The sequence below is a fragment of the Stenotrophomonas sp. YJH_SMC_94-11 genome (genome assembly GCF_059370435.1).
This window is the reverse complement of the sequence record NZ_JCAFTR010000010.1, coordinates 17,493-42,967: the sequence shown is the minus strand read 5'-3', so window position 1 is coordinate 42,967 and position 25,475 is coordinate 17,493. Positions and strand designations below refer to the sequence as shown.

Here is a 25,475-nt window from a genome sequence, read left to right as displayed (position 1 = left end):
GGACCGGGACGTGCCTGATTGCCGGCCAGCGGCCGGCACTACCGGCAAACGCCAGACTCGGCTACACCCCAGCCTCCACCAGGTGGTCGATGAAGCTGCGTACCTTCGGCGCCAGGTGGCTGCGGCTGGCATAGACCGCGAAAATGCCGATCGGCGAGGCCTCCCATTCCGGTAGCACGCGCACCAGGCGGCCATCAGCCAGCGCGTCTTCCAGCAGGAAGTCGGGTTGCAGGATCACACCCATGCCGGCGATCGCCGCTTCGCGCAGCACGTCGCCGTTGTTGGCGTGCAGCAGGCTGTTCACCGCCACCTTCACTTCACCGCCGGGTCCCTGCAGCGGCCAGTGGTCGCCAGCGGCCCAGTAGCTGTAGCTCAGGCATGCGTGATCCTGCAGGTCCTGCGGCGTCTGTGGGGTACCGCGTGCAGCCAGGTAGGCCGGCGCCGCGCACAGGCTCACCCGCGATTCGCCCAGCCGGCGCGCGATCAGCGCCGGGCTCGGCTCGCGGGTGATGCGGATGGCCACGTCGTAGCCTTCCTCGACCATGTCCACCAGGCGGTCGGACAGGGCCAGGTCCAGTTCCACCTGCGGGAAGCGCTCGCGGTAGCTGGCCAGCAACGGGCCAAGGCGGGCGATGCCCCAGCTGACCGGTGCGTTGATGCGCAGCGTGCCCGAGGGTTCCAGCGCCTGCGCGCCGATGCTGGCCTCCAGCGCGTCGAACTCGGCCAGCAGGCGCACGCACTGGGCGTAATAGGCGGCGCCGGCGCTGGTGGGGCTGACCCGCCGCGTGGTGCGGTGGAGCAGGCGGGTGGACAGGCGCTTTTCCAGTGCCGCGACCTGGCGGGTGACGCCGGCGGTCGACATGTCCAGGGCCTGTGCCGCGGCACTGAAGCCGTTGCGCTCGACCACCGCTACGAACACACGCATCGCCTCGAGGGTGTCCATTGTTGCGCCTTATGAAATAAATACCGTCAGACGATCGTATTTATCGGCTCGTGAAGTAGCAATAACCTGTATCCACTCCCTTCAAGGTGCTTCCCATGCACACCGCCCCCCCTCCCGTTTCGCCGCTGGCCCCGTACGGTGCCACCCTGCTGCGCCTGGCCCTGGGCGTGCTGTTCCTGGTCCATGCGCTGATCAAGCTGCTGGTGTTCACCCCGGCGGGCACGGCGGCATTCTTCGAATCGCTGGGCCTGCCCGGCGCGCTGGGTTACCTCACCATCGGCGCCGAGCTGGTGATCACCACTGCGCTGCTGCTGGGCATCTACGCGCGCTGGGTCGGCCTGGTCGGCGTGCCGCTGCTGCTGGGCACCATCGTCACCGTGCACGGCGCCAACGGCTTCGGTTTCGCCAATGCCGGCGGCGGCTGGGAATACCCGGCGTTCTGGGCACTGGCGCTGGTGGTGCTGTTCCTGGTCGGCGACGGCAAGTGGACCCTGCGTTCGCGCTGATCGCCGCCTGATCCTGCAACTGGAGCATTCCATGTCCCGCCTGCCTTCGTTGTACATCTCCCACGGCTCGCCGATGACCGCCCTGCATCCGGGCCAGGTCGGCGTGCGCCTGGCCGAGCTGGCGCGCGACCTGCCGACGCCGCGCGCCATCGTGATGGCCTCGGCGCACTGGCTGGGTCGGCAGCCGCTGGTCGGCGCGCATCCGCAGCCGCCGACGATCCATGACTTCGGCGGCTTCCCGCGCGCGCTGTTCGAACTGCAGTACCCGGCGCCCAGCGATCCGGCGCTGGCCGAAGAAGTGGCCCGCCGCATCGCCGCTGCCGGCCTGCCGGTGGCGCTCGACCCTCAGCGTGGCCTCGACCATGGCGCGTGGGTGCCGCTGCGGCTGCTGCGCCCGCAAGCCGACATCCCGGTGGTGCCGCTGTCGATCCAGCCGCTGCTCGGCCCCGGGCACCAGTTCGCGCTGGGCCGCGCGCTGGCACCACTGCGTGAGCAGGGCGTGCTGCTGGTCGGCTCGGGCAGCATCACCCACAACCTGCACGACTGGGGCGACTACCAGGACGGCAAGGAAGCGCCGTACGTGCGGCCCTTCATCGAGTGGGTCGAGCAGCGCCTGGCCGCCGATGATCGCCAGGCCCTGTTCGACTACCGCCGGCAGGCACCGTTCGCCGAACGCGCGCACCCGACCGACGAGCACCTGCTGCCGCTGTTCTTCGCGATGGGCGCAGCCGGCGAGGACCACTTCGGTGCACGCCGCATCGATGCCGGCATCGATGCCGGCTTCCTCGCCATGGACCTGTACCGCTTCGACGGGGCATGAGCCGGGGCTGACGCGCGACCGCCCCGGCCGTCGCGCTCGTGGCCGCATGTGGTAGTTTTTTCCGGGTTTCCGGCGCTGGCCTTCGAGCCTCCCCGCGCGCCGCTTCCTGGAAGAAGCATGCATACCATTGAAGTCGTCCTGGCGATGCTGGTGGCCGTTGTCGCCAGCGGCTACCTGGTTCGCGTCCTCCCGTTCTCGTTGCCGCTGCCGCTGGTGCAGATCGGCCTGGGCGCGGTCATCGCCGGGGTGTTCAACCGCGGCCACGCGCTGGAGCCGGAAGTGTTCTTCCTGCTGTTCCTGCCGCCGCTGCTGTTCCTTGATGGCTGGCGCATCCCCAAGCAGGGTCTGTTCCGCGACAAGGGCGCGATCCTCGAACTGGCGTTCGGCCTGGTGGTGTTCACCGTCATCGGTGCCGGCCTGCTGATCCACTGGATGATTCCGGTGATGCCGCTGGCGGTGTGCTTTGCGCTGGCGGCCATCGTCTCGCCGACCGACCCGGTGGCGGTCGGCGCGATCGCCTCCAAGGCACCGATTCCCAAGCGACTGATGCACATCCTGGAAGGCGAGTCGCTGCTCAACGATGCGTCCGGCCTGGTCTGCTTCCGTTTCGCGGTGGCGGCGGTGATGACCGGCTCCTTCTCGCTGGCCACGGCCTCGCTGACCTTCCTGTGGGTGGCGGTGGCCGGCCTTGCGGTGGGCGTGGCGGTCACCCTCGGTGTCTCCACCTTCCAGCGCTGGTTGTGGCGCCGCTTCGGCGAGGAACCGGGTGCGGCGATGCTGGTCAACCTGCTGATTCCGTTCGCGGCCTACCTGCTGGCCGAAGAAATCCATGCCTCGGGTATCCTCGCTGCCGTAGCGGCCGGTATCGCGATGAGCTACGTCGAGCTGACCGGCCGTGTCTCCGGCAGCATGCGCGTACAGCGTGCGGGCGTCTGGAACATGCTGCAGTTCAGCTTCAACGGCATCATGTTCGTGCTGCTGGGCGAGCAGCTGCCCGGCATCGTCGAGCGTGCCACCACCACCATGAACGAGTCCGGCCACCAGAGTGCATGGTGGCTGCTGGTGTACGTGGTGGTGATCAACCTGGCGCTGATCCTGTTGCGCCTGCTGTGGGTATGGTTGTCGCTGCGCTGGAACCTGCTGCGTGCACGCCGCCGAGGCCTGGAACGCGGCGAGGCACCGAACTGGCGCATCGTGGTGGCGACCTCGGTGGCCGGCGTGCGCGGCGCGATCACCCTGGCCGGCGTGCTGACCCTGCCGTTGTTCCTGCCTGATGGCAGCGCGTTCCCGGCGCGCGACCTGGTGATCTTCCTGGCCGCGGCGGTGATCCTGTTCTCACTGGTCGGCGCCAGCGTGGCGCTGCCGCAGCTGCTGAAGGGCCTGCAGCTGCCGGCCGATTCGGGCGAGCGCAAGGAAGAGGACCTGGCACGCCGGCTGTCGTCCAAGGCTGCGCTGGCCGGGGTCGAGCGCATGCGCCAGCAGTTGGTGATGAACCAGAACACCGAGAACGTGCAGCTGTACAACGACGCTGCCTCGCGGGTGAGCCTGCTGTATCAGCGGCACCTGGAGAAGGACAACGACGGGCCCGACGTGGACCCGGAGAAAGTGCGGCGCATGGAGCTGGGTTACCGCCAGCTGCGCAGCGCCGGTCTCAATGCCGAGCGTGAGGAGCTGTTCCGGTTGACCCGGCGCGGGGTGATCTCCGATGAGATCTCGCGGCGCCTGATCCGCAACCTGGACCTGCTGGAATCGCGCAAGCGCGAATGACGCCTGGGACCGGGCGTTGCAGACGCTGACGCGGATTCCGCCCTGGCATGTAGAGCCGAGCCCATGCTCGGCTGCGCTTGCTTCAGGCGTCATGAACCCGGAACGAAAAGCAGCCGAGCACAGGCTCGGCTCTACATGCCGGTGCCGGTTATTCCGGCTTCTGGTCCAGGAAATACACCTCGACCTTGCCCTTGACCTTGATCGTCATCGGGTTGCCGCGGCGGTCGCGGGCCTTGCCGGCCTGCACGCGGATCCAGCCTTCGCTGACCGAGTATTCCTCGACGTTGTCGCGCTCGACGTCGTTGAAACGCACGCCGACGCCGCGCTCCAGCGCCTGCGCATCATGGAAGGGGCTGGCCGGGTTGATCGCCAGGTGGTCGGGAGGGGTATCGCTCATCGCTTCATTCACAGTGACGGCCACCAAGGCCGGCTTCAGCGGCACAGGATAAACCGTAGAATGCCGGCCTGCCCCAGAGGACGTTCCGCCATGCCCGACAACAGCGACTATTTCGACTTCGAGGAAGACATCCACGACTTCGACGAGGATGGATTCGAGGCGCGGGTCTGGAACCTGCTGGTGCTGATCAACCCGGGCGACGAAGAGTTGGCCCTGCAGCAGTTCAACCGCTGGCGCGAGCACCTGTCCGAGGACGGGCAGCCGCTGGAAGCGGACAGCGACTGGTTGCCGGCGCTGTTCACCGCCATCGCCTGGCAGTCCGGTTTCGAGGTGGAGCGCGACGACCTGGAATCGCTGCAGTCGGCGGTCAACGAGCTGTCGGCGCGCTTCAACCTGCAGCTGGACTGGGGCGGCGACCTGGATGACGAGGACTTCGCCGAGGACCTGGACGGTGTGCAGCTGATGTCCACCGCCTTCGACCGCCTGCGCGAGCACAACTACACGCTGTGGAGCGTGGATACCGGCAGCGACGGCTTCACCGGCGTGATGGCGCTGACCCGTGACGACGACGCGATGCTGGCGCTGTGCTCGCTGCTGAACGTGGAGATCCGACTGGGCAGCGACCCGTTCTGAACGGGCCGGCAGCGCTGCGCATGTAGAGCCGAGCCCGCGCTCGGCTGCAGTCCGCGTAGAGCAGCCGAGCATGGGCTCGGCTCTACAGGAGGCAAACGGCAGCGCGCCTACGGCCGGTACTGCGCCCTGGCGTTGGCAATCACCGCTTTGACCAGGTCACGATCGGTGTGCCGGGAAATCGCTCGCGCGCCAAGCGCGATCGCCTGCGTACGCAGCTCGGCCGTGACATCGTAGTGGGCACCGCTGGCCTTGTTCTGGAAGGCCCGCGGTGGGATGCCGAGCTGCGCCGCCATCGCGTGCAGCTCGGCCAGGGTGTCGGCCATCAGGTGCGCCCAGCGCTGTCCGCGCCAGGGATGCACCGCGTCATCGACGTAGACCGTCACCGCCGCGGCCGGTTCAGGCCTGCGGCTTGCTGTCGCTGTCAGCGGCCGGGCTGGCCTCGGCGTCGGCGTCGGCAGCAGCTTCAACCACATCGCCTTCGGCGGCCTCAGTGGCTTCTTCGCCTTCTTCGGCTTCCACGGTCTCGAACTCGGACACCAGCTTGTCCAGGTACTCGTCAGCGGTCTGGCCGGATTCGGCGGCCAGGGTGTCCAGCAGCTTCTGCAGCAGCTCGGAATACTCCAGGTTGACCTTGCGGCCTTCCTTTTCCTGCACGTTGGACAGGTGCTTGAGCATGGCCAGCATCGGCACCGGGTTCTCGGCGTTGCCCATGGTCTGACCACCGATGGCCAGCAGCCATTCGCGGCCCTGCAGGCCGATGGCGGCGACCACCTGGCCGTCTTCGTTGGTCAGCACGGCATGGTTCTGCACCTGCTGCTGGGCGTTCAGGCGCAGGAACGGGCGCTTGGCCTGCTGCTTCTTGCGCTTGTCGCGCTTGGCCTTGGAGTTCTGGGACATGGGGTGGGGTCACCTGGAAACGGAAAGACCGCCATTGTAGCGGCCGCACGCAGGTGGGGTCAGATCCCTTTCCAGGGGAAAGGGATCTGACCCCGGTTCAGTGCGCCTCACCCTGCGCGGCCTGCACGTCGGGGTCAGCGGCAGGTGCCGACAGCCCGACCTGCGGGCCGGCGCCGGCCAGAGCGGCCGCTTCGGCGGCCTGGGTCATCACCACGATGCTGATGCGGCGGTTGATCGGGTTCTGCGGGTCGGCCTTGTCGAACAGCACCGATGAAGACAGGCCGACCACGCGGGTGATCTTGTTGTCCTCCAGGCCGCCGTCCACCAGCGCGCGGCGGGCGGCATTGGCACGATCGGCGCTCAGTTCCCAGTTGCCGTAGCCACGTGCAGCCGAATAGGCGGTGATGTCGGTGTGGCCGGTCAGGCTGATCCGGTTCGGCACGTGGTTCAGGTAGTTGGCCAGCTCGTGCAGGATCTGCTGCGTGTACGGTTTCAGCGTGGCGCTGCCGAGGTCGAACATCGGCCGGTTCTGCTTGTCCACGATCTGGATGCGCAGGCCCTCCGGGGTCAGGTCCAGCAGCAGCTGGTCCTTGAACGGCTCCAGGGCCTGGCTCCTGCTGATCGCTTCCTGCAGCTCCTTCATCAGTGCTTCCAGCTGCTGCTTGTCGCGCTGCTGCTGGTCCACCGGCTGCGGTACCGCTTCCTTCTGGTTCTGGAAGGGGTCGTTGCTGTTGCCACGCGAAATGTCGGTGGCACCGCCCAGCTTGATCATCGAGGTGCTGGCGCCGCCCGGGCCGGCCATGCCGGGCGCCGGCGTGGCGCTCTGACCGCTCAACGGGCTGGGGTTGCGGAAGTACTCGGAAATGGCCGCACGGTCGTTCTTGTTGGTGGTGGCCATCAGCCACAGCACCAGGAAGAACGCCATCATCGCGGTCACGAAGTCGGCATAGGCCACCTTCCACGAACCACCATGATGGGCGGCGTGGCCGGCCTTCTTGACCCGGCGGACGATGACGGTGGGCTTGTTCTCGGCCATGGCTTACTTGACCGTCTTCAGGTGCTGCTCGAAATCGGAGAAGGCCGGGCGCACGTTCGACGGCAGGGTCTTGCGGGCGAACTCCAGCGCGATCTTCGGGTTGTAACCGCGCAGGCAGGCCAGCAGGGCGGTCTTGACCGATTCGTAGATGCGGCTGTCCTGCTCGGCGCGGGCCTCCATCGCGGCGGCCATCGGGCCGACGAAGCCGTAGCCCAGCAGGATGCCCAGGAACGTACCGACCAGCGCGCCGGCCACGTGGCCACCGACCTCGACGATGTCGCCACCGATCGAGCCCATGGTGATGACGATGCCCAGCACCGCGGCGACGATGCCGAAACCGGGCAGCCCGTCGGCGACCTTGGTCAGCACCTGTGAGGGTGCCATGGCCTCGGCGTGGTGCTTTTCCAGCTCCAGTTCCAGCAGCGGTTCCAGCTCATGCGGCTCGATGTTGCTGCCGATCATCAGGCGCAGGCAGTCGGTGATGAAATCGATCAGGTGGTGGTCGGCCTGCACCTTGGGGTAGTTGCCGAACAGCGCGCTTTCGGCCGGGCGCTCGACATGGTCTTCCAACGCCATGAAGCCTTCGCGGCGGGCCTTGTTGAGCAGTTCATAGAGCAGGCTGAGCACATCGATGTAGTCCTGCTGCTTGTAGCGCGGGCCCTTGAACACACCCACCATGGCCTGCAGGGTCTGCTTGACCGTCTTGGCCGGGGTACCGACCAGGAAGGCGCCGAGCGCGGCGCCGCCGATGATGACCAGCTCATAGGGTTGCCAGAGGGCACCCAGGCGGCCGTGGGCACCGAGGTAGCCCCCGATCACGCTGATGATGACGACCAGGAATCCAACGATGATGAGCATGGGGCGACGCAAGGAGAGGGGATATCTCCTTGTCGGCCCGTCGCCCGGTTTTCTGAAGAGGGAATTCTGTGAAATCGGTCAGCGGGGTGTTTCAGCCCGCCACGCCGCTTTCTGCGCCGCCACGCTGCAACGGATCGGGCCAGGGCTCGCCATTGCCGGTGAACGAAAGTGAGACGGAGTTCAGGCAGTGGCGCTCGTAGGTGGGCGGCGGACCATCCGGGAACACGTGGCCCAAGTGGCTGCCGCAGCGCGCGCAGGTGATCTCGGTGCGCACCATGCCGTGGCTGGTATCACGGATCTCGCGCACGTGCGCGGGGTCGAACGGGGCAAAGAAGCTGGGCCAGCCGGTGCCGGAATCGAACTTGGTGCTGGAGCGGAACAGTGGCAGCGCGCACAGCCTGCAGCAGTAGACCCCCTCGCGCTTGTTGTCGAGGAACACGCCGCAGAACGGCGCCTCGGTGCCGTGCTGCAGCAGCACGCGGCGCTCCTCGCTGCTGAGGCCAGCGATCAGCGCCTCGGTCTGGGTGGCAGTGGGGGGCGTCAGGTCGAAGGCGGTCATGGCGGCGCTCCGTGGGGTCGATGGCCTGGGGATGGCGGAAAACGTGGGGGTGAAGACGCGACCTTGCAAGTGTGATGGCCGTTCATGGGCGGCACACAGGGGCGGGCGCAAGGTGAACGCGATCCACGCCGGAGCGCGCCATGAAACCAATCCTTCCCCTGCTGCTGGCCCTGTTGCCCATCGTCGCGCTGGCGCAGGTGCCGACCGCCGACCCGACTGCGACCCGCAGCGCGACCACCGTGGCGCCGCAGCCCGTGGCACCACCGCCACAGGCCGCTCGCCCGCAACCGCAGGTGCTGCCGTCGCCGCAGCCGGCGCAGCCGATCAGATCCACCGGTCCGGCCCGGGTCGCGCCGACGCCGGTGCCGAAGCCGGCCGACAAGGTCTATGACCGCAATGGCCGCATCGTTCCGGGCGTGCGCCCGGCCGGCCCGAACCGCGTGTTCGATTCGCGCACCGGCCGCTATTACGACAGCGTGCCGGCCGGCGATGGGCAGCAGATCAAGCGCTGAGTCCTGGTGCCACCAAGGTTGGCCGCTACCTGGCGCTGAGCGGGCTGAACGCACGAAAACAACATCCAGCCGATCACTGCTTTTTCGCCTGCGATTAACCGTTCCGGGACCACCGTGGCCCTGCGCCGGCATCCCGCCGCCGCATGTCCTTCGTCCACTGGATCGCGACCATGAAAAACCAGCAGAACCGTCATCCCGGCAAGGAACCGCAGAGCCGCAACCCGCAGCAGCAACAGCAACAACAACAGATGGAGCCGCAGCCGCCGCACAAGGGCGGCAAGCAGCAGGAACAGCGCACGCAGAAGCATCCGCAGCAGCGCTGACTGTCGCCATGACCGGGGTCAGAGCCCGCTGCGCGGGATCCGACCCCTTGCCAGATGCCGACCGGGGTCGGATCCCGCACAGCGGGCTCTGACCCCATCCTGCAACCGCCTCAATCCGGAATCGGCAGGCTCAGCGTCTCCTTCACCTCTTCCATCACGATGTAGCTCTTCGACTCACGTACATGCGGCAGTGTAAGCAACGTGCTGCCGAGCAGCTTGCGGTAGGAAGCCATTTCACTGATCCGTGCTTTCAGCAGGTAATCGAAGTCGCCCGACACCAGGTGGCACTCCAGCACGTTGGGCAGCTTCAGCGCGGCGCGCCGGAATTCCTCGAAGATGTCGCCGGACTTGTAGGCCAGGCTGATCTCTACGAACACCAGCAGGCTGGCCTTCACCGCGGCCGGGTCGAGGTGGGCGTGATAGCCGGTGATTACCCCTTCGCGTTCCAGGCGGCGCACCCGCTCGGTGCACGGGGTGGTCGACAGGCCGACCCGCTCGCCCAGCTCGGTGAAGGAGATGCGGCCTTCGGCCTGCAGGATGCGCAGGATCTTGCGGTCGATCTTGTCCAGTTCGCGGGTACGGGTGGCCATGGCCGTCAACCTTGGGGAATGAATTGCAGGAGAACATCCTGCCGGTTGATTTCAAATCAGGCAAATCAACTGGTATTGGCTGTCTATACTTCCCCAATTATGGTCCCGGCACGCTCCAGTGCAGGGAATGATCGGGTTGGAGAAGTCCCATGCGAGTCCTAGTTCTCGGCAGCGGCGTGATCGGCACTACCAGTGCCTGGTACCTGCGACAGGCCGGGTTTGAAGTCACGGTCATCGACCGCCAGCCCGGCCCGGCGCTGGAGACCAGCTTCGCCAATGCCGGCCAGCTGTCATTCGGCTACACCTCGCCGTGGGCGGCGCCGGGCGTGCCGAAGAAGGCGATCGGCTGGCTGTTCGAGAAGCACGCGCCGCTGGCGATCAAGCCGGGCATGGACCTGGCCCAGTACCGCTGGCTGTGGCAGATGCTGCGCAACTGTACCCACGAGCGTTATGCGATCAACAAGGCGCGCATGGTGCGCATGTCCGAGTACAGCCGCGACTGCCTGAACGAGCTGCGCGCGCAGATCGGCATCGAATTCGAAGGCCGCGACCTGGGCACCACCCAGTTGTTCCGCACCCAGCAGCAGCTGGATGCCTCGGCGCAGGACATCGAGATCCTGGCCCAGTACGGCGTGCCGTACGAGGTGCTGGACCGGGCCGGCATCATCCAGGCCGAACCGGCCCTGGCCCACGTCGATGGCCTGGTCGGCGCGCTGCGCCTGCCGCGTGACCAGACCGGCGACTGCCAACTGTTCACCCGCCGCCTGGCGCAGATGTGCGTGGATGCCGGCGTTGAATTCCGCTTCGACCAGGACATCACCGGGCTGGAGTTCGATGGCGACCGCATCACCGGCGTGCGCATCGACGGCAAGCTGGAAACCGCCGACCGCTTCGTGGTTGCGCTCGGCAGCTACTCACCGGCGCTGGTCGCACCGCTGGGCATGCGCCTGCCGGTGTACCCGCTGAAGGGTTACTCGCTGACCCTGCCGATCACCGACCGGGCGATGGCGCCGACCTCGACCATCCTCGATGAGAGCTACAAGGTGGCGGTGACCCGCTTCGACGACCGCATCCGTGTCGGCGGCATGGCCGAGGTGGCCGGCTTCGACCTGTCGCTGTCGCAGCGCCGCCGCGAGACCCTGGAACTGGTGGTCCGTGACCTCTACCCGAAGGGCGGCGACCTGTCGCGCGCGCAGTTCTGGACCGGCCTGCGCCCGGCTACGCCGGACGGTACGCCGGTGATCGGCGCCACGCCGTTCCGCAACCTGTACCTCAACACCGGCCACGGCACGCTGGGCTGGACCATGGCCTGCGGTTCGGGCCGCTACCTGGCCGACCTGATGAGCGCGCGACAGCCGCAGATCAGCACCGAAGGCCTGGATATTTTCCGCTACGGCCAGTACGGTCACGCGCCGCAACACGAGAACCGCACATGCGTCCTGCCCGCGCGCTGATCGATCTGGGCGCCCTGCGCAGCAACTACCGGCTCGCGCGTGAACTGGGCGGTGGCAAGGCCCTTGCGATCATCAAGGCCGATGCCTATGGGCACGGCGCGGTGCGCTGTGCGCAGGCGCTGGAAGGCGAGGCCGATGGATTCGGCGTGGCCACCATCGAAGAGGCACTGGAGCTGCGCCAGGCCGGCATCCGTGCGCCGATCCTGCTGCTGGAAGGCATCTTCGAGCCCAGCGACATGGCGCTGGTGGCCGAGCATGACTTCTGGTTCGCCGTCGGTTCGCCGTGGCAAGTGGAGGCACTGGCGGCGTTCGACAGCCCGCGCCCGTTGACGGTGTGGCTGAAGCTGGACAGCGGCATGCACCGCCTCGGCCTGGACGTGGACAGCTTCCGCGCGGCGCATGCACGCCTGTCGGCGCTGCCGCAGGTCGAGCGCATCGTGCTGATGACCCACCTGGCACGTGCCGACGAACTGGACAGCGAGCGCACCCGCGAGCAGGCCGCGACCTTCGCGCGCGCCATCGACGGCCTGCACGGCGAGACCAGCGTGTGCAATTCGCCGGCGCTGCTGGGCTGGCCGGAGGTGCGCAGCGATTGGGTGCGGCCCGGCCTGATGCTGTACGGCGCCAACCCGCTGCCGGACAGCACCGCGCTGACCGCGCGCCTGCGCCCGGTGATGACGATGCAGTCCAAGGTGATCGCCGAGCGCTGGATCGAAGCCGGTGAACCGGTGGGATATGGCGCACGCTTCGTGGCCAAGGCACGCACCCGCGTAGGCGTGGTCGCGCTTGGCTATGCCGACGGTTACCCGCAGTTCGCCCCGAACGGCACCCCGGTGCTGATCGACGGGCAGCCCGGCGGCCTGATCGGGCGCGTGTCGATGGACATGTTGACGGTGGACCTGACCGCGCATCCGCAGGCCGGCATCGGCAGCGTGGTGGAGCTGTGGGGTTGCGCGCCGACGCTGTCGGAGCTGGCGCCGCGCTGTGGCGTGAGTGCCTACCAGCTGCCGTGCGCGGTCAAGCGCGTGGCTAAGGTGTACGTGTAGAGCCGAGCGCACGCTCGGCGCCTTGAATGCGTGTCGACCAAGGTCGACACCTGCCGATGGGCTTTACGCGTAGCGGTCGCCCGGTACGGGGCGCCGGGCGCGACTCTGGTAGCGGCCGACCTTGGTCGGCGCCTTGAATGCGTGTCGACCAAGGTCGACACCTACCGATGGGTTTTACGCGCAGTGGTCGCCTGGTACGGGGCGCCGGGCGCGACTCTGGTAGCGGTCGACCTTGGTCGGCGCCCTGTAATGCGTGTCGACCAAGGTCGACACCTGCCGATGGGCTTACGGCCTACCGTGCTGCGGTGGCCTGCGCTGTCAGCTGCCGCTTCACCCAGTCGTCGATCAGGCGCTTTTCGTAGCGCAGTGGATCGCTGTCGCTCTTCAGGCCGATGTTGTGCAGGTAGCCGGTATCGCTCAGGCGCGCGTCGCCCTCGCTGACGATGCGGCCGCTGGCGTCCTTCAGCGTGTACTGCAGGCTGATCCGCGGTGGGTAGATGTCGCGCATGATCCGGATGTCGCGGCCGCGCGGGCCGTGCCACGGCTCGTAGTCACCGGCGCGCTTGATGTCGACCAGGGTCACATCAAGCGTCTGTCCCGGTTGCAGCGGTTTGGCGGCAGCGGTCTGCAGGTAGCGTGCCAGCTGCTGCACCCAGTCGCCACGCTCGGCCTCGAAGCGGTTGGTACTCTGGCGGATCTCGGTGAATTTGGCCGGATCCTCCCACTTCACGCTGACCGGGCCATCGGCCTGCAATGCGCGGGGAGCTTCCGGGTCGGTCACGGTGCGCGGTGCCGCGCTGGCGCCGCCCGCCACCAGGGCGCCTGCCAACAGGGCAATCGCGAGTGAGCGTTTCATCACGGTCTCCTGCGTCCCCTCGACGGGGGCGATGTTGATCTCAGATCGAGTGTGATCCTGCTTCCCGGTATCGGCAATGGCCGGATGCGTCGTGTGCAAGAGCGGTTGTCGCCAATTCATCGACGTCAACCATGACTGACGGCGCTTGACGCTGTGAATACGCCCTTTGGAAGATGCTGTGCCTCCAACCTGGCCTGCACAGACACCCTTGTCCACACTGCCGCCCCTCGTGGAGCGCCCACCGATGATGGTGCCGGCGCCCGAACCTGACCTGCATCATGGCGTGCTTGAGCGCATCAACGCGGGTTTCTGCGTGATCCAGGTGCTGTTCGAGGGTGAACGTGCGGTCGACTACCGCTTCATCGAGGTCAACGATGCCTTCGAGCGCCACACCGGGCTGAAGGATGCGCGCGGAAAGCGCATGACGGCGCTGGAGCCCGGCCATGAGCAGGACTGGTTCCGCATCTATGGCGAGGTCGCACGCAGCGGCCGCCCGGCCCAGTTCGAGATGGAGGCGCGTGCGCTGGGCCGCTCGTTCGCGGTGGATGCGGTGCGCGTGGGCCGGCCGGGCGAGGACAAGGTCGGCATCCTGTTCTTCGACATCACCGCACGCAAGCAGATGGAAGTGGAGCTGGGCGAAAGCGAAGCCCGCTTCAGCGCGCTGGCCGATGGCCTGCCGATGCCGGTGTGGGTGCTGGACGAGCGCGGCCATGCCCGTTTCGTCAACAGTGCCTTCAGCGAGTTCTTCGGCGGTGACGAGACGCGCGTGCCGGAGGACGTCTGGCGCGGCCTGGTGCATCCGGACGACGCATCGGTCTTCGAGTACGAGCTGCAGGAAGCATTGAAGGCGCAGCGCTCGATGCACGCGCTGGTGCGTGCGCGCCGTGCCGATGGCCAGTGGCGTTGGCTGGAGATGAATGCCCGCCCGCGCTTCTCGCGCATGGGCCGTTTCATCGGCCTGGCCGGCAGCAGCCCGGACGTGACCGAACGCCGCGAGATCGAGCTGGCCCGCGAGGAACTGCTGCAGTCCGAGCGTGCCGCGCGCAGTGCTGCGGAAAACATGGCGCGGCTGAAGGATGAATTCCTGGCCACGCTGTCGCATGAGCTGCGTACGCCGTTGACCACCATCCTCGGCTGGAGCGAATTGCTTCTGCAGCGCGTGGACAACACCAGTCCGCTGTACAAGGGCCTGAACGTGATCGCCAACAGCGCCGGTGCGCAGAAGCGGCTGATCTCGGACATGCTCGACCTCAGCAGCATGCTGCTGGGCAAGGTGCAGCTGGAGGTGGAAGTGCTGGACCTGTGCGCGGTGCTGGGTGAGGCGATCGGCGCGCAGGAACTGGTGGCCGAAGGCAAGGCGCTGGACGTGCACCTGCAGCTGCCCACGCAACCCAGCCTGGTGCTGGGCGACGCCACGCGCCTGCAGCAGGTGTTCTGGAACCTGCTCTCGAACGCGATCAAGTTCACCCCGGCTGAAGGCCGCATCGACCTGCAGCTGCGGGCCGACGGCAACTACTGGGAGATCACCGTGCGTGACAGCGGTGATGGCATCGCACCCGAATTCCTCAATCATCTGTTCAGCCGCTTCCGCCAGGCCGACGGCACCACCACCCGCCGCCATGGCGGCCTGGGCCTGGGCCTTGCGATCGTGCAGCAGCTGGTCGAACTGCATGGTGGCACGGTCACTGCGGCCAGCGAGGGCCACGGCCACGGGGCGACCTTCACCGTGCGCCTGCCCCAGCATGTTCCCGATGCCGAACGGCGGCCGCTGCGTGAAGTGATCAGCGGGCCGATCCTGGAGCCGGTGATCGTCGAGCCGTATCCGCTGCGCGGCATGCATGTGCTGGCGGTGGAAGACCAGCCGGAAGTGCTGGAGTACCTGCGGCGCATGCTGGAAGAGCAGGGCGCCAGCGTGTCTGCGGCCAGCTCGGCCGGCGAAGCGCTGGCATTGCTGGCCGACACCGGGCACCTGCAGTACCACGTGCTGCTGACCGACATCGGCATGCCGGGCATGGACGGCTATGGCCTGGTGCGCACGCTGCGCGAGGACATGGGCGTGGATGCGGCGACCTTGCCTGCGGTGGCGGTGACTGCACTGGCGCGTGCCGACGACCGCCGCCGCGCGCTGGCGTCGGGCTTCCAGGAGCATGTGGCCAAGCCGTACTCGGTAGCGCAGCTGGTGGCTGCCGTGCGCAAGGTGCAGGTGCCACGCGCGGACAGTGCGCTGCACTGAACATTCACGGCCGATCGGCGACCCTGCAGTCAGGAGGTCACCGATGTCCCGAACAGCTCCCCGCATCCATACCGATCCGGCGCAGATCGCGCGCCTGGAAGCCCTGCTGCCGCAACTGGAAGGCGAAACGCAGGTGGAACTGACCCTGCACGATGGTCGCCGCCTGCTCGGTACCGTGGCAGTGAAGCCGACCGTGCAGCAGTACCGCAACGAGGCCGGCGACGAAGGCAGCAACGGCCAGTTGCGCCTGGATGACTACGACACGCCGGTGCAGCAGCACCATGTCTGGCTGGATGAAATCGCCAGCATCAACCGCCTGCCACCCAAGGCGCCTTGATTCGAGGTGGAGCCGAGCCCACGCTCGGCTCTGCCGCCGTCCGAGCGTGGGCCAGGGCGCTACGGATGTGTCAATGCTCGAACAACGTCGGCGTCGCCTCGAACCGCCGCGCGTAGGCGCGCTCCTCCGCGACCCGGGCCACCTCGTCATCAGCCAGGTCCGGCGCGCCGTACACCGCATAGGCCACGCTGCCGTCGGCGCCATGGCCGACCTGGTGCAGCCGGTAGCGCGAGTGGCCGCCGCCGGTGTCCTCGGGGTAGTGCACGGGCGGATGGCTGCCTTCCAGGTCCATTTCACTGTTGTCGACCACGCCACCGACGAACAAGGCTCGCATGCAGGTTCTCCTGGGTTTCCGGGGGAGCCTCTACCCTGAACGTTTCAATGTTTCTGGCGGATCAAGGCCCCGTTCGGGTTTCGCAAAGCGGGCCGCCGGGGCCGGCCCGGCCAAGCCGGTACAATGGACGGCCCTCACGCTTGAAGTACCCGCGCCGATGGCCTCCAGCGACGACGCCCCCCTGCAGACCCTGCTCCTGCCGTTCTCCCAAGGCGCCCTGCGCTGGTCGGAGGGCCCGGTGGCCTTCCTGCGTGCCCGCGATGGCTGGCCATTGCGCGAAGTGGCCGGTGATCGCGAGGTGCACTGCGAACAGAGCTTCGCCCCGTTCGCGCAACCGCTGCAGCAGGCTGCCGGCTGGACCGTCAGCGGGCAGCTGGATGACGTGGCCGGCAAGGGCCGCTACCCGTTGGTGCTGGTGCTGCCGCCGCGCCAGCGCGAAGAAGCCCGTGCGCTGTTCGCCCGTGCGCTGGCGCTGGTCGCCGACGGCGGCCGCATCGTTGCCTGCCAGTCCAACAACGAAGGTGCGCGTTCGGGCGAGGGCGACCTCAAGCAGTTGGCCGGCCTCGGTGGCTGCCTGACCAAGAACCACTGCCGCGTGTACTGGACCGCCCCGCTGCAGGGCCAGCACGACGTTGACCTGGCCAAGCGCTGGTCGGCGCTGGATGCGGTGCGCCCGATCGTGGGCGGTCGCTTCCTCAGCCGCCCGGGCGTGTTCGCCTGGGATCGCATCGATCCGGCGTCGGCGCTGCTGGCCGAGCACCTGCCGGCCGACCTGGCCGGACGCGCCGCCGACCTCGGCGCCGGCTACGGCTATCTGTCGCGCGAACTTCTGGAACGCTGCCCGAAGATCACCGCGCTGGACCTGTACGAGGCCGAGCAGCGCGCGCTGGCACTGGCCGAGCTCAATCTGGCGCCGCCGCCGCCGCCGCGACCGCTGCCGCTGCGTTTCCTGTGGCAGGACGTCACCGCCGGCATCGAGCCGGGCTACGACGTCATCATCAGCAACCCGCCGTTCCACACGCCTTCGCGCGCTGACCGCCCGGACATCGGCCAGCGCTTCATCGCCGTGGCTGCGCAGGCGTTGCGCCCGGGCGGGCGCCTGTACGTGGTGGCCAACCGCCACCTGCCTTACGAGCACACCCTCAACGACAGCTTTGGCGCGGTGCGCGTGGTCGCCGAGCGCGACGGTTTCAAGCTGGTGGAAGCAGTGAAGGGGAAGGGCAAGTGAAGCTGGTCAAGCACATCGCCAACCTGGGCTATGGCAGCCGCAAGCAGGTGCAATGGATGTTCCGCGAAGGCCGCGTCACCGACGCCGATGGCGAGGTGCTGTATGCCGACGACCAGGTGCCGCATGACGCCATCCGGGTCGATGGCGAGCCGCTGGACCCACCGCCGGGGCTGTCGATCGCGCTGCACAAGCCGGCTGGCTACACCTGTTCGACCAAGGACACCGGGCGCCTGATCTACGACCTGTTGCCGCCGCGCTTCCGCGACCGCGATCCGGTGCTGTCCACGGTCGGCCGCCTCGACCGCGAGACCAGTGGCCTGCTGTTGCTGACCGACGATGGTGGCCTGCTGCACCGGATCATTTCGCCGAAGTCGAAGCTGCCGAAAGTCTATGAGGTCGAGTTGAGCGAGGACCTGCGCGGCGACGAGGTGGCGCTGTTCGCCAGCGGCACGCTGATGCTGGAATCGGAGAAGACGCCCCTGCTGCCGGCTGAACTGGAGGTGCTGGATGCGCGCCGTGCGCGGCTGGTGCTGCACGAAGGCCGCTACCATCAGGTACGCCGCATGTTCGCCGCCACCGGCAACCACGTGCAGGCCCTGCATCGCAGCCGCGTCGGCGGGCTGGACCTGCAGGGGCTGGACGAGGGGCAATGGCGGCAGCTCACTTCCACCGACCTGGATACGCTGTTCGCTTCATGACCAACATTGCTGCGCTGCCGTTCCTGCCCGACGCCGTCATCTTCGACATGGACGGCCTGATGATCGACAGCGAGCGCGTTTCGCTGGCCTGCTGGAGCCAGGCCGCCGACGAGTTCGGACTGGGCCTGGATGAAACGGTGTTCCTGCGCATGGTCGGCCTCGGCGACCGCGATTCGCACGCGCTGCTGCGCGCGCAGGGTATCGAGGACAGCGTGATCGATGCGGTGGCCGCACGCTGCCACGACCTGTATGAGGCACGTACGCAGACCGGTTTGCCGTTGCGTCCTGGCATCCTGGAGCTGCTGGAGCTGCTGAAAGCGCACGCGGTACCGCGGGCGGTGGCCACCACCACGCGGCAGCCGAGGGCCAACCGCAAGCTGGCCGCTGCCGGTCTACTGCCGTATTTCGATGCGGTGATCACCAGTGGCGATGTGGCGCGGCCGAAGCCGGCGCCGGACATCTACCTGCTGGCCGCGCAGCGGTTGGGCCAGGCGCCCAAGCGCTGCCTGGCGCTGGAGGATTCACCGGCCGGTACGCGCGCGGCGCTGGCGGCTGGCATGACCGTGATCCAGGTGCCGGACCTGGTGCATCCGGATGAAGAGTTGCGTGCCCTGGGCCACCGCATCGTTGGGTCCCTGGTGGACGCGCACGCGCTGCTGCTGCCGTTGCTGCCGAAATAAGCAGTAGGTGCCGACCGTTGGCCGGCACTGAGCCGAGCATGGCTCGGCTCTACATCTTCTGGTGGGTGCCGACCGTGGGTCGGCACACCTGCCCCCATCACACCCGCCCGAACACCAACGCGGCGTTTGTGCCACCGAAGCCGAAGCTGTTGGACATCACCGTATCCAGTTTCTGCTCGCGGCTCTCGCGCAGGATCGGGAAGCTCTCCACCTTCGGGTCCAGCTCGCCGATGTTGGCCGAACCGGCAACGAAGCCATCGCGCATCATCAGCAGGCAGTAGATCGCCTCGTGCACGCTGGCTGCACCGAGCGAGTGCCCGGACAACGCCTTGGTCGAAGACAGCGGCGGCACTGCATCGCCGAACACTTCGCGGATCGCGTTGAGCTCGGTGACATCGCCCAGCGGGGTCGAGGTGCCGTGGGTGTTCAGGTAGTCCAGTGGGCGATCGACACCCTGCAGCGCCATCTTCATGCAGCGCACCGCACCTTCGCCGGAGGGCGCCACCATGTCGGCACCGTCGGAGGTGACGCCATAGCCGATCAGCTCGGCATGGATGTGGGCACCGCGTGCGACGGCGTGGTCGTAATCCTCCAGCACCAGCATGCCGCCACCACCGGCAATGACGAAGCCGTCGCGGTCCTTGTCGTACGGGCGCGAGGCGCTGGCCGGGGTTTCGTTGAAGCTGGTCGACAGGGCACCCATCGCATCGAACATCACACTCATTGACCAGTGCAGGTCTTCGCCACCGCCGGCGAACATGATGTCCTGCGCACCGTGCCGGATCATGTCCGCAGCGGCGCCGATGCAATGCGCCGAGGTCGCGCAGGCGGCCGACAGCGAGTAGCTGACGCCCTTGATCTGGTAGGCCGTGGCCAGGCAGGCCGAGACCGTCGAACACATCGTGCGCGGCACCATGTACGGGCCGACCTTGCGCACGCCACGTTCGCGCAGCAGGTCGACGGCACCGATCTGCCATTCGCTGGAGCCGCCACCGGAACCGGCGATCAGGCCGGTGCGCAGGCTGCTGACCTGCTCGGGGCTGAGCCCGGCATCGGCGATGGCATCGCGCATGGCCAGGTAGGCGAAGGCCGCCGCGTCGCTCATGAAGCGCTTCTGCTTGCGGTCGATCAAGGCGTCCAGGTCGAGGTCGACGCGGCCTCCGACCTGGCTGCGCAGGCCTGCTTCGGCGTGGTCGGCCAGGGCGGTGATGCCCGAGCGTCCTTCACGCAGCGCGGCCGAAACGGTATCCAGATCATTGCCGAGGCAGGACGTGATGCCCATGCCGGTGATGACGACGCGACGCATCAGAAGCTCCCGGTTTCGGTGAACAGGCCGACGCGCAGGTCGCGCGCGCTGTAGATTTCGCGGTCGTCCACGTACATGCGGGCGTCCGACTGGGCCATCACCAGCTTGCGGTTGATGACCCGGCTGATGTCGATCTCGTAGCGTACGAGCTTGGCGTCCGGCAGTACCTGGCCGGTGAACTTCACCTCGCCGCAGCCCAGCGCGCGGCCCTTGCCGGGCGCACCCAGCCAGGTCAGGAAGAAGCCGGTCAGCTGCCACATGGCATCCAGGCCCAGGCAGCCTGGCATCACCGGGTCGCCGATGAAGTGGCAGCCGAAGAACCACAGGTCCGGGCGGATATCCAGTTCGGCGCGTACCATGCCCTTGCCATGCGGTCCGCCGTCCTCGCGGATGTCGGTGATGCGGTCGAACATCAGCATCGGGTCGTTGGGCAAACGGCCGGCGGCGGTGCCGAACAGTTCACCGCGTGCGCTGGCCAGCAGCTGTTCGCGGTTGAACGCGTGGAGACGGGTCATGAAGCACAATCCTGGAAGCGGAGAACAGGGAAACAAGCGCCCGAGAATGCCCGTGGAAACTGTCCCGATCAAACATTTCAACCGTACGCAACCGTAGTGTTTTCAAGGGAATACGCGCATCCTGTTGATGTGCAACGACCATACTTCGGCGTGTGGCCCACCCGGCCCGGCCCCGCCTTTTTCACCTGACATGACCCGACTGCGCAAGATCATCCACGTTGACATGGACGCGTTCTACGCGTCGGTGGAGCAGCGCGACGATCCGTCACTGCGCGGCAAGCCGGTGGTTGTGGCATGGCGCGGCGCACGCTCGGTGGTGTGCGCAGCTTCGTACGAGGCACGCGTGTTCGGCGTGCGTTCGGCCATGCCGGCAGTGCGGGCCGAACGCCTGTGCCCGGATGCGATCTTCGTGCCGCCCGACTTCGCACGTTACAAGGCGGTGTCACGCCAGGTGCGCGAGATCTTCCTGCGCCACACCGAGCTGGTTGAGCCGTTGTCGCTGGACGAAGCCTACCTGGACGTGACCGAGCCGAAGAGCGGCATCGAACTGGCTACCGATATCGCCCGTACCATCCGCATGCAGATCCGTGAGGAGACGAACCTGACTGCTTCAGCCGGGATCGCGCCGAACAAGTTCCTGGCCAAGATCGCCTCGGACTGGCGCAAGCCCGATGGCCAGTTCGTGATTCCGCCGCAGCGGGTGGACGCCTTCCTGCTGCCGTTGCCGGTGAGCCGGGTGCCTGGCGTCGGCAAGGTGATGGAAGGCAAGCTGGCCGCGCGCGGCATCGCCACCTGCGGCGACCTGCGGCAGTGGGCACTGATCGATCTGGAAGAAGCGTTCGGCAGTTTCGGCCGCAGCCTGTACAACCGCGCACGCGGCATCGACGAGCGGCCGGTGGAACCGGACCAGCAGGTGCAGTCGATCTCCTCGGAGGACACCTTCGCCGAAGACCTGCTGCTGGAAGACCTGGGCGAGGCGATCGTGCAGTTGGCGGAGAAGACCTGGAATGCCACACGCAAGACCGAACGTGTCGGCCATACCGTGGTGCTGAAGTTGAAAACCGCGCAGTTCCGCATTCTCACCCGCAGCTTCACCCCGGAACGTCCGCCGGAGTCGATGGAAGAACTGCGCGACATCGCACTGGCCCTGCGCGCCCGCGTCGACCTGCCAGCGGAGACGCGCTATCGGCTGGTGGGTGTCGGGCTGGGCGGCTTCCGCGAAAAGGAACCGGTGGTGCAGGGGGAATTGTTCGAGCACGCCCAGACCGATCGTTCCTGATCGTTCATCCACGCATGGCGTGGATCCACGTGTCGACCAAGGTCGACACCCACCAGGAGCAGGTCATTCCATCCAGACAGATTGCGCAGACATGCCACCCCGCCCACCCTCAGGAAACCAGCTTCGGCTGTTGCTTCGGCTGTTGCTGTTGCCTCTGCAGGTGCAGGGCGCAGCCCTGCAGAAGAACCCCGTTACCTCATGGCCACTGCATCTCGCCCTTGGCCACCTTCGCACTCAGCTCCAGCGACGCCACGCCGGCCAGCGTCGGGTAGCGCGCCTGCATCGCCTTCACCAGTGCCGCACTGTCCTTGGCCTTTGCCGCCTCGGCGTCGAACGCGCGGATGTAGTCCGCGGTGAAGCGCAACGCACTGGCATCCAGCGCCGCACCCGGCGCGTAATGCCCCGGCACCACCACCTTCGGCTTCAGTGCCTGCAATCGCTGCAGGGTCTGCAGCCAGTCAGTGTGCGACTTCGGCGTCTGTGTGTCGGCCATCCACACGTGCTCACCGGCCACCACCGGAATGCCACCGACGATCGCACGCAGCGACGGCACCCACAGCACCGTGCGGTCCGGGGTCGGGCCGTCCAGGCCGATCAGCGGCAGGCGCTGACCTTCCAGCTGCAGGGCATCACCGTCCAGCACCTGCGGCACCACCACGCGCGCAGGCACGTCGGCCCCCATCTTCGGTCCCCAGTAGGCCAGCTTGCCGGCCTGGGTCTGCTGGATGTGGGCAACGGTCTGCGCGGTGGCGACGATGCGTGCCTTCGGGAACGCATCCTGCAGCGTGGCCAGGCCGAAGTAGTAGTCCGGATCGCCGTGGCTGATGTAGATGGTGGTCAGCTGCTTGCCGCTGGCGCGGATCCGTTCGACCAGCTTGCGCGCGTCGCTGGCACCGAACTGCGCATTGACCAGGATCGCGTCGTGGCGGCCTTCGATCAGTACCGAGGACACCGAGAACATTGCCTGCGGTCCGGGATGGAAGGTCTGCAGGTGCAGCTGGGATTTCGTCGCCGCCGTCTGCGCCGCGGTGGCCGGTGCGGCCAGCAGCGGCGCACTGGTGAAGCTGGCGGCCAAGGCGAGGGGAAGCAGCAGGGCAGCGGTACGCATGGGAATTCCTTGTGTAGAGCCGGGCCAATGCCCGGCTGCATGTTCGCGTAGAGCCGAGCGCGGGCTTGGCTCTACAAGGGGCGTAGCTGGATCAGTACGCGGCGGTGATGATCTGCTTCGGGTAAGCGTGCGCTTCCAGCTCGGCGACGAACGCGGCGCCGTAGTCGGCATAGCTGATGCGGCTGTGGCCGCTGGCGTCGGCCAGGAAGGCCTTGGGCTGCACGCGATACTGGCCACGCTCTTCGCCCGGGCCGATTTCGGCGGCCGGCGAGAAGAAGGTCCAGTCCAGGTCGTCCACTGCCTGCAGGCGATTGAAGGCTTCACGATGGGCCAGCGCGTACGGCTTGTAGGCTTCCGGGAAGTTGGGGGTATCGACCAGCTGCACGCCCGGCGCGACTTCCAGGCTGCCAGCGCCACCCACCACCACCAGGCGCGGTACGCCGGCTTTGCGCGCGGCGGCCGCCAGCTGCGCGGCGATCTCGCCCACGCGGCCGATGTCGTCGCCCGGGCGCGGGCCGTAGGCGCTGGCCAGTACGTCGTGGCCCGCGATGGCGGCGACCAGCGCGTCCTGGTCATCCAGCGAGGCGATCACCGGATGGGCGCCGGCCAGTTCGGCCGGGAGGTCCTGCGCGCTGCGCACGATGACGGTGAGTTCGTGGCCGTGGGCCAGCGCGTGGCGGGCGATCTGGCGGCCGATGTTGCCGGTGGAACCAACGAGGGCGATCTTCATGGCAGGACTCCGTGGGGCGATGTGGGCTGGGAATGGGGCCACTCTAGGCTGCTGCAGTCGCTCGAAAAACAGCGTATAACGCGCTTGTTTGTTGCGTGGATCGAGCATATGGACCGATTGACCGCCATGACCGTGTTTGTCGAGGTGGCCGAGCGCGGCAGCCTCACCGCCGCCGCGGAAGTGCTGGACATGTCGCGGGCGATGGTCAGCCGCTACCTGGCCGAGGTCGAGGGCTGGCTGGGTGCACGCCTGCTGCACCGGACCACGCGCCGGGTCAGCCTGACCGGCCCGGGCGAGGCGGCGTTGGCGCGCTTCCGGCAGATGCTGGCGATCGGCGAAGAACTGCAGGGCGAGCTGGCCAGTGATGATCCCGAGCCGCACGGTACGCTGCGCGTGACCGCCAGCGTGTCGTTCGGGCAGAGCCACCTGGCACGGGCGGTGGCCGGTTTCGTCGCGCGCCATCCGGCGGCGCGCATCGAGCTGCTGCTGGTCGACCGCACGGTGAACCTGGTCGAGGAGCGCGTGGACCTGGCCGTGCGCATCGCGCGCCAGATCGACCCCAGCCTGATCGCGCGGCGGCTGGCCACCTGCCGCTCGGTACTGTGCGCGACGCCGTCGTACCTGCAGGCGCGTGGCACGCCGACCGCGCCGGAGCACCTGGCCGCGCACAACTGCCTGACCCACCACTACGTCGGCAAGAGCCTGTGGCAGCTGCACCGCGATGGCCGTTCGCTGTCGGTGGCGGTGGGCGGCAACATCAGCGCCAACGAGGCCTCGCTGCTGCTGGAGGCGGTACGCGCCGGTGCCGGGATCGCCATGCTGCCGACCTACCAGGTGGCGCCACTGCTGCGCAGCGGCGAGCTGATCGAACTGCTGCCCGGATTCAGTCTGGACGAGCTCGGCATTCATGCCGTGTACGCGTCACGGCGCCAGCAGCCCGCTATCATGCGGCGATTCCTGGATTACCTGGCCGAGTGTTTCGCCAGCCCGGCCTTCCAGGATCTGGATTGGCGCCCACCGGGCAAGGAGAACACATGAACCATGGACAGGCCTTGATCGACCACAACCGTGCTGCCTGGGACCGCCAGGCCAGCGAAGTGCGCGAATGGTCGCGCCCGGTGGAGAGTTCAACCATTGCCGCCGCGCGCGAAGGCCGCTGGCAGGTGCATCTGACCCCACGCGCGCTGCCACTGGACTGGCTGGGCGACGTGCGCGGCCGTCGCATCCTGTGCCTGGCTTCGGGCGGCGGCCAGCAGGCACCCGTGCTGGCCGCTGCGGGCGCCGACGTCACCGTGTTCGACCTGTCCGACGGGCAGCTGGAACAGGACCGCAGGGTCGCTGCGCGCGACGGCCTGCAGCTGCGCACGGTGCGGGGCGACATGCGCGACCTGCACGTATTCGCCAATGACAGCTTCGACGTGGTGTTCCATCCGATCTCCAACCTGTACGTACCCGACGTGCGCCCGGTGTGGACCGAATGCCGCCGCGTGCTGGCGCGCGATGGCATGTTGATGGCCAGCTTCTACAACCCGGTGCTGTTCGTCGGTGCACGTGATCCGCAGCTGGATGCACAGGGTTTGATCCGGCCGCAGTACGCCATTCCCTATTCGGACCTGGAAGACCTGCCCGCCGCAGAGCGTGAGGCGAAACTCGCCCGCGGCGATGCGCTGACCTTTGGCCACAGCCTGACCGAACTGATCGGCGGTCAGCTGGATGCAGGCTTCGTGATTGATCGGTTCATGGAAGACTGGCAGCCGAAGCCGCGCTTCCTGATCGACCGTTACCTGCCCACCTTTCTGGCCACCCGCGCACGCAGGATCGGCTGAGGCC

Annotated in this window: 30 protein-coding genes; 16 read left to right on the top strand and 14 right to left on the bottom strand. The window is 67.5% G+C overall.

Going from position 1 to position 25,475, the window contains the following annotated elements; translation table 11 throughout:
- Positions 1 to 61 precede the first annotated feature (61 nt).
- Entirely contained in the window at positions 62 to 943 is an 882-nt protein-coding gene (locus tag AC5P74_RS16745) for a LysR family transcriptional regulator (RefSeq protein ID WP_053498076.1), read from the bottom strand.
- A 95-nt stretch (positions 944 to 1,038) separates the two neighbouring features.
- Between AC5P74_RS16745 and AC5P74_RS16740 the strand changes: the two genes are divergently transcribed.
- The 3 genes from AC5P74_RS16740 (at position 1,039) to AC5P74_RS16730 (ending at position 4,036) form a co-directional block, all read left to right on the top strand.
- Positions 1,039 to 1,449 carry a DoxX family protein gene (locus AC5P74_RS16740; RefSeq protein WP_329842854.1) on the top strand — a complete coding sequence of 137 codons (411 nt, stop codon included), beginning with the start codon at positions 1,039 to 1,041 and terminating at the stop codon, positions 1,447 to 1,449.
- Positions 1,450 to 1,480: 31 nt separating this feature from the next.
- On the top strand, positions 1,481 to 2,269 hold the full coding sequence (locus tag AC5P74_RS16735; protein WP_346607813.1) for a dioxygenase family protein: 789 nt from the start codon (positions 1,481 to 1,483) through the stop codon (positions 2,267 to 2,269).
- A gap of 117 nt (positions 2,270 to 2,386) precedes the next feature.
- A complete protein-coding gene (locus AC5P74_RS16730; RefSeq protein ID WP_005415111.1) occupies positions 2,387 to 4,036 on the top strand; it encodes a Na+/H+ antiporter in 1,650 nt (549 codons plus the stop codon).
- Positions 4,037 to 4,184: 148 nt separating this feature from the next.
- On the opposite strand, the gene AC5P74_RS16725 is transcribed toward AC5P74_RS16730, so the two are convergent.
- A complete protein-coding gene (locus AC5P74_RS16725; protein ID WP_005415112.1) occupies positions 4,185 to 4,433 on the bottom strand; it encodes a DUF3297 family protein in 249 nt (82 codons plus the stop codon).
- Positions 4,434 to 4,523: 90 nt separating this feature from the next.
- On the opposite strand from AC5P74_RS16725, the gene AC5P74_RS16720 reads away from it, so the two are divergent.
- On the top strand, positions 4,524 to 5,066 hold the full coding sequence (locus AC5P74_RS16720; RefSeq protein WP_053498070.1) for a DUF6630 family protein: 543 nt from the start codon (positions 4,524 to 4,526) through the stop codon (positions 5,064 to 5,066).
- A 107-nt stretch (positions 5,067 to 5,173) separates the two neighbouring features.
- Here the strand turns inward: AC5P74_RS16720 and AC5P74_RS16715 are convergent, their stop codons facing one another.
- The 5 genes from AC5P74_RS16715 to msrB form a co-directional block, all read right to left on the bottom strand.
- Complete coding sequence (locus tag AC5P74_RS16715; protein ID WP_005415114.1) at positions 5,174 to 5,449, bottom strand: DUF4031 domain-containing protein; 276 nt, start codon at positions 5,447 to 5,449, stop codon at positions 5,174 to 5,176.
- 13 nt (positions 5,450 to 5,462) lie between these two features.
- Positions 5,463 to 5,963, bottom strand: a complete 501-nt coding sequence (locus AC5P74_RS16710; RefSeq protein ID WP_346607812.1) for a hypothetical protein — start codon at positions 5,961 to 5,963, stop codon at positions 5,463 to 5,465.
- Between the two features lie 97 nt (positions 5,964 to 6,060).
- Positions 6,061 to 6,999 (bottom strand): flagellar motor protein MotB, encoded by a 939-nt coding sequence (gene motB, locus AC5P74_RS16705; protein WP_053498068.1) that lies wholly within the window; start codon positions 6,997 to 6,999, stop codon positions 6,061 to 6,063.
- 3 nt (positions 7,000 to 7,002) lie between these two features.
- Positions 7,003 to 7,857, bottom strand: a complete 855-nt coding sequence (gene motA / locus AC5P74_RS16700; RefSeq protein ID WP_005407915.1) for a flagellar motor stator protein MotA — start codon at positions 7,855 to 7,857, stop codon at positions 7,003 to 7,005.
- Between the two features lie 91 nt (positions 7,858 to 7,948).
- Positions 7,949 to 8,416: a peptide-methionine (R)-S-oxide reductase MsrB gene (gene msrB, locus AC5P74_RS16695; RefSeq protein ID WP_005415117.1), complete on the bottom strand. Its 468-nt coding sequence runs from the start codon at positions 8,414 to 8,416 to the stop codon at positions 7,949 to 7,951.
- A 140-nt stretch (positions 8,417 to 8,556) separates the two neighbouring features.
- Here msrB and AC5P74_RS16690 point away from each other — a divergent pair, with 140 nt between their 5' ends.
- Positions 8,557 to 8,928 (top strand): hypothetical protein, encoded by a 372-nt coding sequence (locus tag AC5P74_RS16690; protein WP_053498066.1) that lies wholly within the window; start codon positions 8,557 to 8,559, stop codon positions 8,926 to 8,928.
- Between the two features lie 143 nt (positions 8,929 to 9,071).
- Entirely contained in the window at positions 9,072 to 9,251 is a 180-nt protein-coding gene (locus tag AC5P74_RS16685; RefSeq protein WP_053498064.1) for a hypothetical protein, read from the top strand.
- A gap of 110 nt (positions 9,252 to 9,361) precedes the next feature.
- On the opposite strand, the gene AC5P74_RS16680 is transcribed toward AC5P74_RS16685, so the two are convergent.
- Positions 9,362 to 9,841 (bottom strand): Lrp/AsnC ligand binding domain-containing protein, encoded by a 480-nt coding sequence (locus AC5P74_RS16680; RefSeq protein WP_005407919.1) that lies wholly within the window; start codon positions 9,839 to 9,841, stop codon positions 9,362 to 9,364.
- A 149-nt stretch (positions 9,842 to 9,990) separates the two neighbouring features.
- Between AC5P74_RS16680 and AC5P74_RS16675 the strand changes: the two genes are divergently transcribed.
- Together AC5P74_RS16675 and alr are read left to right on the top strand one after the other, a co-directional pair.
- Complete coding sequence (locus AC5P74_RS16675) at positions 9,991 to 11,295, top strand: D-amino acid dehydrogenase (RefSeq protein ID WP_053498062.1); 1,305 nt, start codon at positions 9,991 to 9,993, stop codon at positions 11,293 to 11,295.
- Positions 11,274 to 12,341, top strand: coding sequence for an alanine racemase (gene alr / locus AC5P74_RS16670; RefSeq protein WP_053498060.1), 1,068 nt, complete (start codon positions 11,274 to 11,276; stop codon positions 12,339 to 12,341). Before AC5P74_RS16675 ends, alr begins: the two co-directional genes overlap by 22 nt.
- Before the next feature lie 292 nt (positions 12,342 to 12,633).
- Here the strand turns inward: alr and AC5P74_RS16665 are convergent, their stop codons facing one another.
- Positions 12,634 to 13,197 (bottom strand): DUF3016 domain-containing protein, encoded by a 564-nt coding sequence (locus tag AC5P74_RS16665; protein WP_171957933.1) that lies wholly within the window; start codon positions 13,195 to 13,197, stop codon positions 12,634 to 12,636.
- Positions 13,198 to 13,441: 244 nt separating this feature from the next.
- Here AC5P74_RS16665 and AC5P74_RS16660 point away from each other — a divergent pair, with 244 nt between their 5' ends.
- Both AC5P74_RS16660 and AC5P74_RS16655 read left to right on the top strand, forming a co-directional pair.
- Positions 13,442 to 15,430 carry a hybrid sensor histidine kinase/response regulator gene (locus tag AC5P74_RS16660; protein ID WP_053498056.1) on the top strand — a complete coding sequence of 663 codons (1,989 nt, stop codon included), beginning with the start codon at positions 13,442 to 13,444 and terminating at the stop codon, positions 15,428 to 15,430.
- Positions 15,431 to 15,473: 43 nt separating this feature from the next.
- Complete coding sequence (locus tag AC5P74_RS16655) at positions 15,474 to 15,767, top strand: DUF3247 family protein (protein ID WP_053498054.1); 294 nt, start codon at positions 15,474 to 15,476, stop codon at positions 15,765 to 15,767.
- A 70-nt stretch (positions 15,768 to 15,837) separates the two neighbouring features.
- On the opposite strand, the gene AC5P74_RS16650 is transcribed toward AC5P74_RS16655, so the two are convergent.
- Positions 15,838 to 16,101 carry a hypothetical protein gene (locus AC5P74_RS16650; RefSeq protein ID WP_005407925.1) on the bottom strand — a complete coding sequence of 88 codons (264 nt, stop codon included), beginning with the start codon at positions 16,099 to 16,101 and terminating at the stop codon, positions 15,838 to 15,840.
- A 157-nt stretch (positions 16,102 to 16,258) separates the two neighbouring features.
- On the opposite strand from AC5P74_RS16650, the gene AC5P74_RS16645 reads away from it, so the two are divergent.
- The 3 genes from AC5P74_RS16645 to AC5P74_RS16635 are packed head-to-tail and all read left to right on the top strand — an operon-like array spanning position 16,259 to position 18,707.
- Positions 16,259 to 17,329 carry a class I SAM-dependent methyltransferase gene (locus AC5P74_RS16645; RefSeq protein ID WP_495204999.1) on the top strand — a complete coding sequence of 357 codons (1,071 nt, stop codon included), beginning with the start codon at positions 16,259 to 16,261 and terminating at the stop codon, positions 17,327 to 17,329.
- Entirely contained in the window at positions 17,326 to 18,027 is a 702-nt protein-coding gene (locus tag AC5P74_RS16640; protein WP_053498050.1) for a pseudouridine synthase, read from the top strand. Before AC5P74_RS16645 ends, AC5P74_RS16640 begins: the two co-directional genes overlap by 4 nt.
- Positions 18,024 to 18,707 (top strand): HAD family hydrolase, encoded by a 684-nt coding sequence (locus tag AC5P74_RS16635; protein WP_053498048.1) that lies wholly within the window; start codon positions 18,024 to 18,026, stop codon positions 18,705 to 18,707. The genes AC5P74_RS16640 and AC5P74_RS16635 overlap by 4 nt, the downstream gene beginning before the upstream one ends.
- A gap of 97 nt (positions 18,708 to 18,804) precedes the next feature.
- On the opposite strand, the gene fabB is transcribed toward AC5P74_RS16635, so the two are convergent.
- Both fabB and fabA read right to left on the bottom strand, forming a co-directional pair.
- Positions 18,805 to 20,013 carry a beta-ketoacyl-ACP synthase I gene (fabB, locus tag AC5P74_RS16630; RefSeq protein ID WP_005415129.1) on the bottom strand — a complete coding sequence of 403 codons (1,209 nt, stop codon included), beginning with the start codon at positions 20,011 to 20,013 and terminating at the stop codon, positions 18,805 to 18,807.
- Positions 20,013 to 20,528: a 3-hydroxyacyl-[acyl-carrier-protein] dehydratase FabA gene (gene fabA / locus AC5P74_RS16625; protein ID WP_005415130.1), complete on the bottom strand. Its 516-nt coding sequence runs from the start codon at positions 20,526 to 20,528 to the stop codon at positions 20,013 to 20,015. Before fabA ends, fabB begins: the two co-directional genes overlap by 1 nt.
- Before the next feature lie 190 nt (positions 20,529 to 20,718).
- Here fabA and dinB point away from each other — a divergent pair, with 190 nt between their 5' ends.
- Positions 20,719 to 21,807 (top strand): DNA polymerase IV, encoded by a 1,089-nt coding sequence (gene dinB, locus AC5P74_RS16620; protein WP_053498044.1) that lies wholly within the window; start codon positions 20,719 to 20,721, stop codon positions 21,805 to 21,807.
- A gap of 196 nt (positions 21,808 to 22,003) precedes the next feature.
- Here dinB and AC5P74_RS16615 read toward each other — a convergent pair whose 3' ends face one another.
- Both AC5P74_RS16615 and AC5P74_RS16610 read right to left on the bottom strand, forming a co-directional pair.
- Positions 22,004 to 22,915, bottom strand: a complete 912-nt coding sequence (locus tag AC5P74_RS16615) for an MBL fold metallo-hydrolase (RefSeq protein WP_346607811.1) — start codon at positions 22,913 to 22,915, stop codon at positions 22,004 to 22,006.
- A gap of 91 nt (positions 22,916 to 23,006) precedes the next feature.
- Entirely contained in the window at positions 23,007 to 23,645 is a 639-nt protein-coding gene (locus AC5P74_RS16610; RefSeq protein ID WP_065186286.1) for an NAD(P)-dependent oxidoreductase, read from the bottom strand.
- A gap of 108 nt (positions 23,646 to 23,753) precedes the next feature.
- Between AC5P74_RS16610 and AC5P74_RS16605 the strand changes: the two genes are divergently transcribed.
- Both AC5P74_RS16605 and AC5P74_RS16600 read left to right on the top strand, forming a co-directional pair.
- Complete coding sequence (locus tag AC5P74_RS16605) at positions 23,754 to 24,683, top strand: LysR family transcriptional regulator (RefSeq protein WP_005415135.1); 930 nt, start codon at positions 23,754 to 23,756, stop codon at positions 24,681 to 24,683.
- Positions 24,680 to 25,471 (top strand): class I SAM-dependent methyltransferase, encoded by a 792-nt coding sequence (locus AC5P74_RS16600; protein ID WP_346607810.1) that lies wholly within the window; start codon positions 24,680 to 24,682, stop codon positions 25,469 to 25,471. Before AC5P74_RS16605 ends, AC5P74_RS16600 begins: the two co-directional genes overlap by 4 nt.
- The last annotated feature ends 4 nt before the right edge of the window (positions 25,472 to 25,475 follow it).